Annotated in this window: 14 protein-coding genes and 1 tRNA gene; 8 read left to right on the top strand and 7 right to left on the bottom strand. The window is 70.6% G+C overall.

What is annotated here, in order from left to right; genetic code table 11:
* The first annotated feature begins 47 nt into the window (after positions 1-47).
* Both SFC76_RS00420 and SFC76_RS00415 read left to right on the top strand, forming a co-directional pair.
* On the top strand, positions 48-854 hold the full coding sequence (locus tag SFC76_RS00420; protein ID WP_322847530.1) for a hypothetical protein: 807 nt from the start codon (positions 48-50) through the stop codon (positions 852-854).
* Positions 851-1,654 carry a metallophosphoesterase gene (locus SFC76_RS00415; RefSeq protein WP_322847529.1) on the top strand — a complete coding sequence of 268 codons (804 nt, stop codon included), beginning with the start codon at positions 851-853 and terminating at the stop codon, positions 1,652-1,654. The genes SFC76_RS00420 and SFC76_RS00415 overlap by 4 nt, the downstream gene beginning before the upstream one ends.
* Here SFC76_RS00415 and SFC76_RS00410 read toward each other — a convergent pair.
* Entirely contained in the window at positions 1,645-2,301 is a 657-nt protein-coding gene (locus SFC76_RS00410) for a sulfite oxidase-like oxidoreductase (protein ID WP_322847528.1), read from the bottom strand. The genes SFC76_RS00415 and SFC76_RS00410 overlap by 10 nt on opposite strands.
* 190 nt (positions 2,302-2,491) lie before the next feature.
* Between SFC76_RS00410 and SFC76_RS00405 the strand changes: the two genes are divergently transcribed.
* The 3 genes from SFC76_RS00405 (at position 2,492) to SFC76_RS00395 (ending at position 5,351) form a co-directional block, all read left to right on the top strand.
* Positions 2,492-3,037: a DUF2076 domain-containing protein gene (locus tag SFC76_RS00405; protein ID WP_322847527.1), complete on the top strand. Its 546-nt coding sequence runs from the start codon at positions 2,492-2,494 to the stop codon at positions 3,035-3,037.
* A 501-nt stretch (positions 3,038-3,538) separates the two neighbouring features.
* Positions 3,539-4,681 carry an FMN-dependent L-lactate dehydrogenase LldD gene (gene lldD / locus SFC76_RS00400; protein WP_322847526.1) on the top strand — a complete coding sequence of 381 codons (1,143 nt, stop codon included), beginning with the start codon at positions 3,539-3,541 and terminating at the stop codon, positions 4,679-4,681.
* Between the two features lie 331 nt (positions 4,682-5,012).
* Entirely contained in the window at positions 5,013-5,351 is a 339-nt protein-coding gene (locus tag SFC76_RS00395; RefSeq protein WP_322847525.1) for a hypothetical protein, read from the top strand.
* Between the two features lie 6 nt (positions 5,352-5,357).
* On the opposite strand, the gene mgrA is transcribed toward SFC76_RS00395, so the two are convergent.
* From mgrA to SFC76_RS00375, 4 genes are all read right to left on the bottom strand, one after another.
* Positions 5,358-6,443 (bottom strand): L-glyceraldehyde 3-phosphate reductase, encoded by a 1,086-nt coding sequence (gene mgrA / locus SFC76_RS00390; protein ID WP_322847524.1) that lies wholly within the window; start codon positions 6,441-6,443, stop codon positions 5,358-5,360.
* A gap of 79 nt (positions 6,444-6,522) precedes the next feature.
* Positions 6,523-7,590, bottom strand: a complete 1,068-nt coding sequence (locus tag SFC76_RS00385; RefSeq protein WP_322848042.1) for a carotenoid 1,2-hydratase — start codon at positions 7,588-7,590, stop codon at positions 6,523-6,525.
* A complete protein-coding gene (locus SFC76_RS00380; RefSeq protein WP_322847523.1) occupies positions 7,590-10,115 on the bottom strand; it encodes an FtsX-like permease family protein in 2,526 nt (841 codons plus the stop codon). Before SFC76_RS00380 ends, SFC76_RS00385 begins: the two co-directional genes overlap by 1 nt.
* Positions 10,108-10,806, bottom strand: a complete 699-nt coding sequence (locus SFC76_RS00375) for an ABC transporter ATP-binding protein (RefSeq protein ID WP_322847522.1) — start codon at positions 10,804-10,806, stop codon at positions 10,108-10,110. Before SFC76_RS00375 ends, SFC76_RS00380 begins: the two co-directional genes overlap by 8 nt.
* A gap of 489 nt (positions 10,807-11,295) precedes the next feature.
* On the opposite strand from SFC76_RS00375, the gene SFC76_RS00370 reads away from it, so the two are divergent.
* Entirely contained in the window at positions 11,296-12,381 is a 1,086-nt protein-coding gene (locus tag SFC76_RS00370) for a potassium channel family protein (protein ID WP_322847521.1), read from the top strand.
* A gap of 9 nt (positions 12,382-12,390) precedes the next feature.
* Positions 12,391-12,795 (top strand): HIRAN domain-containing protein, encoded by a 405-nt coding sequence (locus tag SFC76_RS00365; protein ID WP_322847520.1) that lies wholly within the window; start codon positions 12,391-12,393, stop codon positions 12,793-12,795.
* A gap of 5 nt (positions 12,796-12,800) precedes the next feature.
* Here the strand turns inward: SFC76_RS00365 and SFC76_RS00360 are convergent, their stop codons facing one another.
* Complete coding sequence (locus SFC76_RS00360) at positions 12,801-13,019, bottom strand: hypothetical protein (protein WP_322847519.1); 219 nt, start codon at positions 13,017-13,019, stop codon at positions 12,801-12,803.
* 176 nt (positions 13,020-13,195) lie between these two features.
* Here SFC76_RS00360 and SFC76_RS00355 point away from each other — a divergent pair, with 176 nt between their 5' ends.
* A complete protein-coding gene (locus SFC76_RS00355) occupies positions 13,196-13,417 on the top strand; it encodes a hypothetical protein (protein WP_322847518.1) in 222 nt (73 codons plus the stop codon).
* A gap of 452 nt (positions 13,418-13,869) precedes the next feature.
* Here SFC76_RS00355 and SFC76_RS00350 read toward each other — a convergent pair.
* Positions 13,870-13,944: transfer RNA gene (locus SFC76_RS00350), tRNA-Glu, on the bottom strand.
* Positions 13,945-13,983: the final 39 nt, after the last annotated feature.

Below are 13,983 nucleotides of genomic sequence, written 5' to 3'. Positions count from 1 at the left end.
ACATCGGATACAGCCAAGGTTCAGCGCTTATGCTTAATATCGCCATCATGATTGATTCCGATCTGCCAGCAACCGGGCCGCAGGCGACGCCCAAGATCAAAGGCGTGGCCGACGATATGGCCGCGATCTTCGGGCGGGAATTGCGCAGCGCGCCCGCGGCACTGCCGGTGCTCGCCCATCCGGAACGGCTGCGTCGCAAGCGCCGCCCGTGGCTGGCGATGCTCGCCGCCGGCGGCGTGGTGACGATGCTGACCGCGGGGATCGTCGGCGGCAGCAACGTGATGGAGGCACCGGCCGCGGCGCCGGCGAAGCGGATCGCGACCAAGCGGCCGCAACCCCTCCCGCAACCGGCCGCCGTGCCGGCGGTCGCGCCGCAGCCGGTCCAGATCGCCGACGCTACCCCGTCGCTGCCGCCCTCGCCCACCGCCGTCGCGGACGACGCACCGGTGACGCCCGCGGCCCCCGCGCCGCGTCCTTACGTGACGACGCGGGATATCGTCGCGGAGGCGCCGCCGCGCCCGGTCGTGCGCCCCGTCGAACGGCCGAGCTATGCGCCCGACCGTGCCGCCGTGCTGGCCACCGCACCGAGGCGCAGCGCCTGTTTCGACGAGGCGAGCTGCCTCGCGCCGCAATTGCGCAGCGCGGAACGTACCGTCGCCGTCGCCTACGACCAGGCGACGATGGCGCAGGTCCGCGCGGGCACGCTGCGTGACTATCGCGACGAATGGCTGCGCGCCCGCCGCGTCGCCGTCCGCCGGCCCCGCGAGGCGTTGCGCATCTACGGCATGATCGCCGCCGACCTGCGCGTGTTCGCCGAGGATGCGCCGGCGGAGGATCGCGTGGCGCTGCAATGATCGGCTTCCGGCGCGAGCGGCTTGCGCCGGCGGACGGCGTGCGCGCCGGGGAACAGCCGCTCTACGCGATCGGCGATGTCCACGGCCGCTACGATTTGCTGCGGGCGCTGCTCGCCGAGATCAATCGCGATGCGGCGGAACGCTATCCGGGCGTGACGCCGCTGCTGGTGCTGTGCGGCGATTATGTCGATCGCGGGCCGGCGTCGGCCGAGGTGCTCGCCGCACTGACCTGGCTGCTGCGCTCGACTGCGGTCGAGGCGCGGCTGCTCGAAGGCAATCACGAGGCGATGCTGCGCGACTTCCTCGAACAGCCGACCGACCACGGCCGGTGGCTGGCGGTCGGCGGCGCCGCGACCGTGCGCTCCTACGGCATCGAGATGCCCGAGCCGGCCGAACTGGAACGGCCGGCGGCGCTGACCGCGCTGCGCGACAGCCTGCTCGATGCGATGCCGACCTCGCATTATCATCTGCTGCTTCGCCTCGAACTGCTGATCGAGATCGGCGATTATGCCTTCGTCCATGCCGGCGTCGTGCCCGGCGTCGCGCTCCATGCGCAGCGCCGCGACGATCTGCTCTGGATTCGCGAGGGATTCCTCGACCACCCGAAACCCGCCGCCTCGGTGATCGTCCACGGCCACACCTGGACCGGCAATCGCCCGACGATACTGCCGCACCGCATCGGCATCGATACCGGCGCCTATAAGACCGGCGTGCTCACCGCCTTGCACCTGTGCGAGGATCGCGCCGAGATCATCCAGGCGGTCGACGACACCGCCCTCGCCGACCGGGCTTACGAATAGCGTTCCTCCGTCCAGGGATCGCCGCGCATGTGATAGCCGTTGACCTCCCAGAAACCGGGCGCATCGGCGGCGAGGATGTCGATGCCGCGCAACCATTTGGCGCTTTTCCACAAATAGAGATGCGGGACGAGCAGCCGCGCCGGGCCGCCATGCGCACGCGTCAGCGGTGCGCCGTCCCAGCTATGCGCCACCATCGCCTGCTCCGCCGCGAAATCGGCGAGCGGCAGGTTGGTGGTGTAGCCGTCATAGCCGTGCAGCTTGACGAACGCCGCCGCGGCGGTCGGCTGCACCACGTCGAGCAGGTCACGCGTCGCGACGCCCGCCCAATCGTTGTCGTAGCGCGACCAGGTCGTGACGCAGTGGATGTCCGACCGGCTGCGCGTCTGCGGCAGCGCCATGAACGCCGCCCAGTCGAGCGTCACCGGCTGCTCGACCAGCCCGCCGATGCGCAGCTCCCACCGGTCGGTGGCGATATCCGGCTGGCGCCCGAGATCGAGCACCGGCCAGTCGCGCACCAGATGCTGGCCCGGCGGCAACCGCTCGTCCTCGGGCCGCGCGTCATGGCCGGTCAAGAATTTGTGCTCGCTCGCCCAGCGCTGCTTGGAGCGGGTCAGCTTGCTGTCGGGCGGCGTCGCATCGTCGGTCATGTCGATCTCCGTTGAGCCGCATCATCCCGCATCATCGCCTGCGAAGGCAAGCGCGACGACGCCCTGCGCCCCGGGGCGTTCCTGAAGACCAGATGAAATCCGCGTCACGATGGCGCGGCGGGGCCGCGGCGCGGTTGAACGTGGCGGGGCGGCGACCGATCTTCGCGGTCGTTCACCGCGAGGACGAAGCATGACACCCGACGAACGCACCCTTCTGACGAATTTCCTCAACGAACTGGTCGCGGCGCGCGGCGTCGCCAAGGACAATGAGGCGGATACGCTGATCCGGCAGGCGCTCGCCGCCAACCCGGACGCGAGCTACGTGCTGGTCCAGCATGCGATCGTGGCGGACCAGTCGCTGCACGCTGCGCAGGCACGGATCGCGGAGTTGGAGCGGCAACTCGCCCCGCCGGCGCCATCGCCCAGCTTCCTGCCGACCGACCGCGGCCCATGGGGCGGGTCGCAACCCGCTTATGCGCCCCCGGCACCGGAGGCACGGCCCGGCATTCTGTCGGGCGGCGGCGGCCTCGGCAGCTTCCTGCGGTCGGCCGGCACCACCGCGGCCGGCGTCGCCGGCGGCGAGATGCTGTTCAGCGGGCTTTCCGACCTGTTCGGCGGCCACCACAACGGTGGCTTCGGCGGCGGCGGCCAGGGCTTCCTCGGCGCGCCGGAAGAGAATGTCGTCGTCAACAATTACGGTGACGACGACGACGGTAACGACAGCAGCGACTGGTAGGTGCCGGCGCGGGATCTCCGCCCGGTGCGCGCCGCGGATGAAGGTCGCCGAAGCGTCGCTCTTTCGTCGCCCTGGGCTCGCCCCCTGGGCTATCGCATATGGGCGTTTGTGTAATCCGGACGGGTTTCCAAAGCCGCTCCGTCACCCCGGCCTTGCGCCGGGGTCCCGCTTCTTTGGACGGTGCGAAGAAGCGGGATGCCGGATCGAGTCCGGCATGACGGGGATGGGAAAGCCGTTGCAACACCCCAATGGTCATATGCAATAGCTCCGAGCTCGACCCGGGGTGGCGGAGCGAAGGTGTCGCGGTCGCGGTGCCGATACCCGTCGATCGGCTCCGATAAAAACGTGCTTTCAAAATCTTCGGCGATGGACGATCTGGTGGGTTCACGTTTCGCTCCGCGGCGTCATGGCATCGGTGCCGTAGAGCCGGCGCGGACGGGGTCCTGCGATACACCGTGACCGCCGCGTTCCGCCGCGGTCGCCGTCAGAGAAGTCCGTGCCATGAAAGCCGCCTCCACGCTCGATTTCCGCGACCTCGCCCGCCGGCGGCTGCCGCATTTCCTGTTCGAATATATCGACGGCGGCTCGTATGCCGAGGTGACGCTGCGCCGGAACATCGCCGATCTGGAAGCGATCGCGTTGCGCCAGCGCGTGCTGACCGACGTTTCGACGCTCGACCTTTCGACCACCCTGTTCGGCCGGTCGCAGGCGCTGCCGATCGCTTTGGCACCGATCGGGCTCGCCGGCCTCAACGCGCGCCGCGGCGAGGTGCAGGCGGCGCGCGCCGCGCACAAGGCCGGCATCCCCTTCTGCCTGTCGACGGTGTCCGCCTGCCCGATCGGCGAGGTCGCGGCGGCGACCGACGCACCCTTCTGGTTCCAGCTCTACATGATCCGCGACCGCGGCTTCATGCGCGAGCTGATGGCGCAGGCGCGCGATGCGGGCTGTTCGGCGCTGGTCTTCACCGTCGACATGCCGGTACCGGGATCGCGCTACCGCGATTATCGCTCCGGACTGGCCGGCGCGTCGGGCTTGCGCGGCGCGGCACGGCGCACCGCGCAGGCGTTGATGCGCCCACGCTGGGCCTATGACGTCGGCGTGCGCGGGCGGCCGCATCAGCTCGGCAACGTCGCGCCGGTGCTCGGCAAGAACACGGGCCTCGAGGATTTCTTCGCCTGGATGCGCGACAATTTCGATCCGACCGTGTCCTGGCGCGATCTCGAATTCATCCGCGATAGCTGGGACGGGCCGCTGATCATCAAGGGCATTCTCGACGTCGAGGATGCGCGGGCCGCGGCGACCCTGGGCGCGGACGGCATCGTCGTCTCCAATCACGGCGGGCGCCAGCTCGACGGCGTGCCGTCGACCGCCGCCGCGCTGCCGGTGATCGCCGACGCGGTGCGCGACCGGCTGACGGTGCTGGCGGATGGCGGCGTGCGCTCCGGGCTGGACGTGGTGCGGATGCTGGCGCTCGGCGCGCATGGCGTGCTGCTCGGCCGCGCCTGGGTCTATGCGCTCGCCGCGGCGGGCGAACAGGGCATCACCCACATGCTGCAATTGGTCGAGGCGGAGATGCGCGTCGCGATGGCGCTGACCGGCCGGACGACGATCGCGCGGCTCGATGCCAGTGCGCTGGTGCGATGACGCCTTCGGTCGGGCCGGCTCTGTAGCGATCGGGCGAAATACGCGGCGGTCGAACCGGCGATCTGCACCCGAATGGGACGGTCGGGGGTTGGGTGTCGTGCAGATCGTGAGAACAGGAGCCCGGTGATGACCACCCAGATCGTCGTTGCGCTGGCCGGCTCGGTGTCCTTCTCGGCGCTGGTGACGCTCTCCTTGGCGAGATGGTGCGCGACGCCTGTCGCGCGCTGAGCTTTCGGCCGGGCGCCGTCACTTCCTGCTCGGCCCCGGTCGCACGCTGGTGTAGCGGTGCGTGCGACATCGCCCGGCGCGGGCGCACGATCGAGGCAGACGCATGGCCCGCAAGCACGGCAAATACCGGTATGACGACGACCTCCCGACCGAGGAGGAGGCAGCCGCACCGGTGCCGCCGTGTTGGCTGTGCGGCCGGCCGACGGGCAAGACGATCGTCTGGCACCATCCCGTTCCCAAGAGCCGTGGCGGCCGTGACGTCGTGCCGATGCACCCGATCTGCCAGCAGACGGTGACCGCCAATTTCACCAATTCCGAACTGCAGCGCCACGGCATGAACGCCGAGGGGCTGCTCGCCGACCCGGCGACGCGCAAGTTCGTCGACTGGGTGGCGAACAAGGACCCGGACTTCACCGCGACCATCACCAAGAAGCAGCGCTAACCGGCGCTAGCGCGATCCGAGCGGCACGCCTTGCCGCGCAGGCAGGTCGGCGATGTCCGACGAATCCGACCAGATGTTGATCCCGCCATCCTCAGCGGCGGCATCGATCGCGGCGAGCTCGTCCTCGGAAAACGCCTGATTGTTCAGCGCGTCGAGCGAATCGTCGAGCTGCGCGACCGACCGCGCGCCGATCAGTGCGGAGGTGACGCGGGGATCGCGCAGCACCCAGGCAATCGCCATCTGTGCAAGCGTCTGGCCGCGCTCGCGCGCGATCCCGTCGAGGGTGCGGATCGCCGCCACATTCGCCTCCGTGAGCAACGTCTGCGACAGCGAACCTTCGCGGCTTGCGCGCGCATCGGCGGGCACGCCATCGAGGTATTTTGCGGTGAGCATGCCTTGTGCGAGCGGCGAAAAGGCGATGCAGCCGGTACCCAGGTCGTTTAGCGTCGCGAGCAGCTCGCGTTCGATCCAGCGGTTGAGAATCGAATAGCTCGGCTGGTGGATGAACAGCGGCACCTTCTCCTCGGCGAGGATCGCCGCCGCCTGCCGGGTCAGACCCGGTTCGTAGGAGGATATGCCGACGTACAGCGCCTTGCCCTGGCGGTGGAGCTGCACCAGCGCGCCCATCGTCTCTTCCAGCGGCGTCGCCGGATCGACGCGGTGCGAATAGAAGATGTCGACGTAATCGACGCCCATGCGCTTGAGGCTCTGGTCGCAACTGGCGATCAGATACTTTTTCGAGGAGCCGATATCGCCATAGGGGCCGGGCCACATGTCCCACCCCGCCTTGGTCGACAGGATCAGCTCGTCGCGATGCGCCCTGAAGTCGGTCGCCAGCACGCGGCCGAAATTCTCCTCCGCCGATCCGTAGGGCGGGCCGTAATTGTTGGCGAGGTCGAAATGGGTGACGCCGCGGTCGAAGGCGCGGCGCAGCACCGCGCGGCCGGTTTCGAAGACGTCGGTCCCGCCGAAATTCTGCCACAGTCCCAGGCTGATCGCCGGCAGGCGCAGGCCGCTGCGGCCGGTGCGGCGATAGGACATGCCGGCATCGTAGCGACCGGCAGCGGCGGTATAAGGTTCGGGAAAGGCCATGGAAAATCCTCGATCACGCATCCTGGGCGACACCATGCAAAGCAACCGCCCGGGCAAAAGGTTGCCGCAGCCCGCGCGACTACATCGCCAGCGGCCTGTCGTAGCCGGTCAGCTCCAGATAGCCGCGCCCGCCCGGCGTGCGCACCGCCCCCTCCCAATAGACCGGCAGGCCGCTGCGCCGCGCGTCCAGCTCCTGCGCGGCGAACAGCGGCGTCAGCCGCCGCGTCGTGACCTTGCCATCGACGCGGATGGCGAGATCCTGCATCACCGGATAGACCGCGCCGGTGGCGCGGCTGCGCCAGGTGGCGACCGGCCGGAAGGCGACGTCGCCCGGCCCCAGCACCGTCGTCCGCCCGTCGGGGCGGCGCAGCGATCCGCCCGCCCAGAGCGTCCCGCCGCCCTTGCGCCGGATGCGGAAGGCCATCAGCGCCGATCCGTCGTCGAGGTTGAGGCCGGTCCAGTCCCAGCCCTGCGCCGCCGGCGCGAGGTAATCGGACGACCATTCGCGGTCGAGCCACGCCTCGCCGGTCACCGCGACCGGCCGCCCGGCGATCCGCACCTGTCCGGCGACGCGCAGATGCGGGATTGAATAATAATAGCTCGCCTCTTCGGGGCGCGGCCCCTTGCGGCTGTAGCCGCCGCGGCCCTGCGGCAGCGGCGGCTGCGTCGGCCGGAACGCCAGCGCCAGCCGGAAGCCGTCCGCCGCCACCGCGGTCTGCCAGCGCCCGTCCGGCGCCCGCCGCAACCGCCAGTCGCGGATCGCCACGTCGGCGTCGTCTGTCGGCGCCGCGGCGAGACCGAAGCCCTGCCGCGCGGAGCGCTCGCCGTGCAACAGCCGCCCGGTGGCCGGATCGGACAGCGCGGCATGCGCGAACAGCACCTGCCCGGCGGCGAACCGGCTGGGGTTGCGCGGATCGACCGGAGGACGGGTGCGGAAGAAGGTGACCTGGAAGCCGAGGTCGCGCCCCTCGGCGGTCTTCAGCCAGCCGGTGACGTACCACCATTCGGTGCGGAACGCAGGGTGCGCGCCATGATCGGCGGGAAAGCGCAGCACGATGCCCGGCCGCACCTGCGGATAGGGCGTCGCCGCCGGTGCCGCCACCGCGACCGCCGCCAGCCAGCCCGTCATCGTCGCCAACGGCTTCATCACCAATCCTCCCGTACCGAGGTGATCGCGCTGCGTGCCGTCGCGCGCCGCCCGGCGAGCACCGCCGTCACCGCCGCCGCCCCGGTCAATGCCGCGGCGACGCCGACCAGCGTGCCGACCGGGATGCGCGTCGTCATCGTCCAGTTGAACGACTGCGGGTTGATGACGTGGATCAGCACCTGCGCCAGCAGCAGCCCGAGGCCGATGCCGGCGAGCGCCCCGGTCAACCCGACGATCGCGCCCTCGATCCCGAGCATCGCGGTCAGCTGGCGGCGCGTCAGGCCGAGGTGGCGGAGCATGCCGAATTCGCGCTCGCGAGCGATGGTCTGCGCGGACATCGTCGCCGCCACCCCCGCCAGCCCGACGAGGATCGCCACCGCCTCGAGCAGATAGGTCACCGCGAAGCTGCGGTCGAACAGCGTCAGCGCCAGCCGCCGCAGCGTCGCCGGCCGGGTGATTTCGACCTGTCCGTTGAGATCGGCGGGCAGCCGTGCGGTGAGAGCGGCGGCGACGCGGCCGGCGTCCTGCCCCGGCGTGAGCATCACCGATATCTCGTCGCGTCCGTCATCGCCGGTCAGCCGCTGATAATCGCGCTCGTCGACCAGCACCGCGCCCGCCTGCCGCCCGTAATCGCGCCAGACGCCGGCGACGACGAAGCGGGTGCGGCCGGCGATCGGCAGCTCGATCGTCTCGCCGGGGTCCCAGCCGTACAGGCGCTGCGCCGGCTCCGACACCCAGACCGGCAGCGCGCCGCGCGGCAGCGACGGCACGCGGTCGATCAGCACCAGCAGCGGATCGCGGCCGCCCCGCTCGGGCCGGGCGATCAGGCTGACCGGCGGGCGGTCGGCGGCGATCGTCAGCGGCAATTGCCGGCTGAACGCCACCGTCGCGATGCCCGGCGTCGCCGCCAGCCGCGCGCGCGTCGCGGGATCGAACGACGCCCCCGCGGTGGTGCGCGCGTAGAGATCGGCGCCGAGCACGTCGCCGAGCCAGTCGTCCACCGCGCCGCGGAAGCTCGTCACCATCGTCGCCATCGCGATCATCAGCGCGGTCGATGCGACGATGCCGCACAGGGCGGTCGCCGCTTCGCCCGGCGCGCCATGCAGGTGCCGCACCGCGAGCAGGCGCGGCACGTCGCCGCCGCCGCGACGCGCGAGCGGCGCCAGCAAGGTGCGGGCGAACCACGGCACGCCCGCCACCCCGCCCGCCAGCATCAGCGCCATGCCGACGAAGCCGAACAGCGGCAGGCCGGCGACCGCGGGTAACAGCGCCGCCGCCGCGCCCGCGGCGAGCAGGGCCGCGGCGGGCCACCAGGCGACCGGCCGGCGCGGATCGAGCACGTCGCCCGCGTTCTTCAGGGCCGCCGCCGGCGCCGCCCGCGCCGCGACGCGTGCCGGCAGAGCGCTGCCGAGGATCGCCGCGGCGAGACCGAGGGCGAAGAAGCCGACGGCCGCCGCGGGCTGGAAGACGACATGCGCCCGACCGCCGCCGAAATAGCCCGCGCCGAGATCGCCGCCGAACCAATGCAGCGCCGCCCAGGCGAGGCCGTAGCCGGCGAGCAGCCCGGCGGCGGCACCGACCAGCCCGATCGCGACGCCCTCCACCACCACCGCGGCGATCACCCCGCCGCGCGGCATGCCGAGCGTCCGCAGCAAGGCGAAGGCGCGCTGCCGACGGACCACCGACAGCGATTGCGCCGAATAGACGAGGAAGCCGCCGGTCAGCAGCGCGACCAGCGCCAGCATGTCGAGATTGACGCGATAGGCGCGCGACAGCGCATCGCCCTGCGCGTTCTGCGACGCCGGGCTGGACAGCACCGCGTCGGCGGGCAGCAGCGCGCGCAACGCCGGCTCGGCCGCGTCGCGATCGGACAGAGCGAGATCGAGCCGGTCGATCCGGCCCAGCCGGCCGAACCGCCATTGCGCCGCGGCGATGTCGATCACGCCGACCGCGGCCTCGTCCGCACCCGGCAGCGTCCCCGCGATCCGCAGCGGCACCGTCCGGCCGTTGGCGGTGACCTGCACGATCGCGCCGACCCGTGCCTTCGCCTGTGCGAGCGCGCGGCGGGAGAGGAACAGCGCCGCCTCGTCGAACACGCCGTCGTTGCTGGTCTCGGGGCCGGCGGGGCGGATGCCGATCAGCGACGGCGTCACCGCCGCGGCGCGGATCACGTCGATGCCTAGCAGCGTCAGGCGCGTGCCGCCGATCCGCGCGTCGAGGCTGACGACCGGACTGGCATCGGCGACGCCCCGCGCCGTCGCCACGCGCGGATACAGCACCTCGTCGAACCCGAGGGGGCTGGTCGCGCGCACCGACAGTTCGGCCGCGCCGCTGACGCCGCGCATCGCGCCGTCGAACGACGCCATCGCCGATCCGTTGACGAGATGCACCGCGAAGCCCAGCGCGACGCCGACCGCGATCGCCACCGCCGTCGTCAGGAAGCGCGCCGGATGAAAACGCCATTCGCCGCCGATCAGCCAGCCGAGCGCCAGCCGTCCCCGGATCAGCCCGGCGCGCTCAGCCACGCCGATCGACCAGTCCATCCGCGCCGAGCGTCAGCACGCGGTCGGCGATCGCCGCGCTCGCCTCGGAATGCGTCACCATCACGCCGGCGGCACCATGGCCGCGCACCGCCGTGGCGAACAGCGCCAGCACCCGCGCCGCGGTATCGGGATCGAGATTGCCCGTCGGTTCGTCGGCGAGGATCAGCGCCGGGCGGTGGACCAGCGCCCGCGCGATCGCGACCCGCTGCAACTCGCCGCCCGACAGATCGCGCGCATACCCGCCGCCGCGCCCGTCCAGCCCGACCGCATCGAGCATCGCATCGGCGCGCGAATCGGCCTCGGTCGCGTCCGGCGAGACCAGCGCCAGCGGCAGGGCAACGTTCTGCCGCAGCGTCAGATAGGGCAGGATATGAAAGGCCTGGAAGACGAAGCCGATCCGCTCGCGGCGCAGCCGCGTGCGCGCCGTCTCGTCGAGCGTACCGAGATCGATGCCGTCGATCGCGACGCTGCCCTCGTCGGCATCGTCGAGCCCGGCGAGGATGTTGAGCAGCGTCGACTTGCCGACACCGGATTCGCCGATGATCGCAACCAGTTCCCCCGCCGCGACCGACAGGTCGAGTCGACGGAACAACCGTCGCGGTCCGGGCACCGATTTGCCCAGCGCGCGCACTGCGAGCAGCGGCCGCTCGCCGGGTCCTTCGCTCAAGCTCATCGTTCCGCCCCTCCCGCGCGCACCGCAGGCTGCGCCGGCACCCTGTCGGTACATCCGGTCGCCCATTCGGTTCCCGAGGCCGTCCATGGCGCGCCGCGAAACCCTCGATGTACCCCGAGGCTATCGCAAACGGCGGCGGTGATCGCGAGGCTCGATCGGTTTCTCCGTCAGGTCTGTCACCCCGGTGACGGAGTGAAAGGGGAAAGCGGGCGACCAGCATGAACGGTCACATGCGATAGATCCCAGCCGAGATGCGAAAGCCGGTCCACAACACACCAGACTTGTACCCCGGCGAAGGCCGGGGCCCAGTGGGGCGGACCTTCGTCATGACTCATGACGGCCTTCCCAACTGAGCCCCGGCCTTCGCCGGGGTACATCGCTGATCTGCAACGAGCGAAGTTTTCGCAGCCGCCTCGCCACGCGGCGCTTGCGCTCGACCGCCATCCTCCCGCACCACGAGCGGATGGTCATCGCCACCGTCCCCGCCCCGTGAGCCGGCATCGTCCCCCACCGCCGGCGCTGGCGCCGGGGCGGATGGCGGCGCCGGTGGCGCTGCACCCGGTGCGTCCGCGCTTCTATCGTGCCGGGCGGCTCGGCCCGCTGACCACGCTGGCGATCCGCGCCGCCGCGGTGCTGCTGCTCGTCGGCATCGCGCTCGGCGGTCACTGGATCGACCGGGCGGGACTGCGCGACAATACCGACGGCGCGGTCAGCTTCCTCGACATCGTCTATTTCACCGTCATCACGGTGACGACGGTCGGCTATGGCGACATCGTGCCGGTGAGCGATTCGGCGCGGATGTTCGACACGTTCGTCGTCACGCCGATCCGCATCTTCGTGTTCCTCATCTTCCTGGGAAGCGCCTACAGCTTCATGCTGCGGCAGGGATGGGAGCGGTGGCGCATGGGACTGGTCAGGCACGAACTGAAGGATCACGTCATCGTGTGCGGCTTCGGCCGCTCCGGCTCGGCGGCGGTCGGCGAACTGATCGAACGCGGCCACCCGCCGGAGCGGATCGTCGTGGTCGACGCCGACGCCGAGCGGCTGCGCCGCGCCGAGGCATGGGGCATCGCCACCGTCGAGGGCGATGCAACGCACAATAGCGTCCTCGAAACCGCCAAGGTCGGCGCCGCGCGCACCGTCATCATCTGCCCCGGGCGCGACGACACCGCGGTGCTGATCATCCTCACCTGCCGCCGCCTCGCGCCGCATGCCGGGATCGCCGTCTCGATCGCGGCGATCGAGAACGAGCTGCTGGCGCGCGACGCCGGCGCGAGCATCATCGTCAACCCGGTGAGCTTCGGCGGCCAGTTACTCGCGCAATGCACCGCCGGCCCGCACGTCGCCGACTATGTCGCCGACCTCGTCACCCGCGGCGGCCAGATCGAATTGCGCGAACGCCCGGTGCGTGCCGACGAGATCGGCACCGCGCCGCGCGACGGCACCGATGGTCAGATCGTCCGCATCTATCGCGACGACCGGGCGATCGGCGTCCTGCAACCCGAAGCGCGGCAGTTGCTGGCGGGGGATTGGGTGATCGAGCTGGTGCAGGCCGGCGATGCGGCCAAGGCCTAGATCGCGGCCATGCAGGAACTGACCCTCGCCGTCGTCGGCATCGATTTCGCCAATGCCGACGGCAGCAATCGCCGCTCCGAAGCGATGATGACGCTGCCCGGCGAGCCCGTCGCCTTGCTGCCCGAACCGAAGAACAAGCACGACGGCAACGCCATCGCGATCGTCAGTCCGCGCGGCGTGCAGCTCGGCTATGTCAGCGCCGAGCGCGCGCCGTATATCGGCACGCGGCTAAGCCGCGGCGAAGAGGCGGCGGCGATCTTCCAGGGCATGGCGGGTGGTTCGGCCTATATCCGGCTGCGCTTCGGCGGCGGCCAGCCGAGCTTGCCGGTGCCGTCCGCGCCGACGCCGCGATCCGAGCCCGATGACCCCCACGCCTTCTACCCCGATGACGACGGGCCGGAATGGGGTGCCTGACCGCCTTAGCGCAGGCCGAAGCCGGTGGAGCTGTTCTCGCCATCGTCGGTGCGCTCGCGCCCGGCGAGGATATTCTCCAGCTCGGCGAGCGTATGCGGCACGTCGAGATGCTGGGCGCCGAGGAACAGGCGACTGCCCTCGCCCTCCGGCACCGCATGGGTCAGTTTGTCGATATCGACCAGCGCCTTGCCCGTGGGCAATATCTCGATCTGCACGAACCGCATCGTCTTCTCCCTCTCGCGCCGCAACGGGCCGATGGCGGTGGAAACGAACCGCCGCGACGAAAGACGCGTGGGCGGAAACCGTCATCGGGCGTTATACCCGCTCGACCCGCGCAGGAGCTGCCATGCCAAGACCCGTTATCCTTCGACCGCGCCATTGCGGCGAGCCGCGCTGATCCATGGCGGAGGTGGTAATCAGCCCGAGCGGGCCAGGCGCGATGGAAGCCGGCCTGATGATCGACGAGACCGGCACCCGCTTCGTGGTGCTGACCTTCAACGAACCCGACGCCGATCCGGTGCTCGTCACCTTCACGGTGCCGATCTTCCAGAATTACGTCCGCCATCTCGTCAAGACCGCCGAGGCGGCGGCGGACGAGCTCAACTGGGTGGTGCCGGACTGACCCGCCGCGCCGCCGACCGCTTGCTATTGTCCGAGGAGACGACCGATCGCCCATGCCAGCAACGTCGTCCATTGCGACGGCCCCAACAGCCCGCACGCCTTCGACATCATCGCGCTGCAACCGCGCAACGGCACGCTCGATGCGAAATGCCCGATCTGCCACGGCTACGGCCAATGGAACGTCGAGATCGACCTCGTCAGCTTCCGCTGCAAGCGCGCGATCTGCGACACGTGTCACGGTGCCGGCTGGATCGAGACGGGTAACGACCCCGTCGGCCATGCCGACATCGTGATGGCACCCGACGGCTATCCGCAATGGGTGGTCGCCTTCGACCAGCCGCAGGAGGCAGGCCCGGCGCCAAGCGACCCCGCCGCGCCGCTATCGCCGGAATGATGTCGTTACCTTGAGATTGCCGTCACCAGCGGCAAGCCGACCATGGCCGGTTGCGCTGCTGGTGACCCCTACGGGAATCGAACCCGTGCTTCAGCCGTGAAAGGGCCGCGTCCTAACCGCTAGACGAAGGGGCCAGCGAAGGGTGCTGCTAGAGGGGGGTCGGCGATCGGTCA

This window comes from Sphingomonas sp. CD22 (assembly GCF_034556155.1).
Classification (GTDB): Bacteria; Pseudomonadota; Alphaproteobacteria; order Sphingomonadales; family Sphingomonadaceae; genus Sphingomonas.
This window is presented reverse-complemented; position numbering and strand designations above follow the sequence as displayed.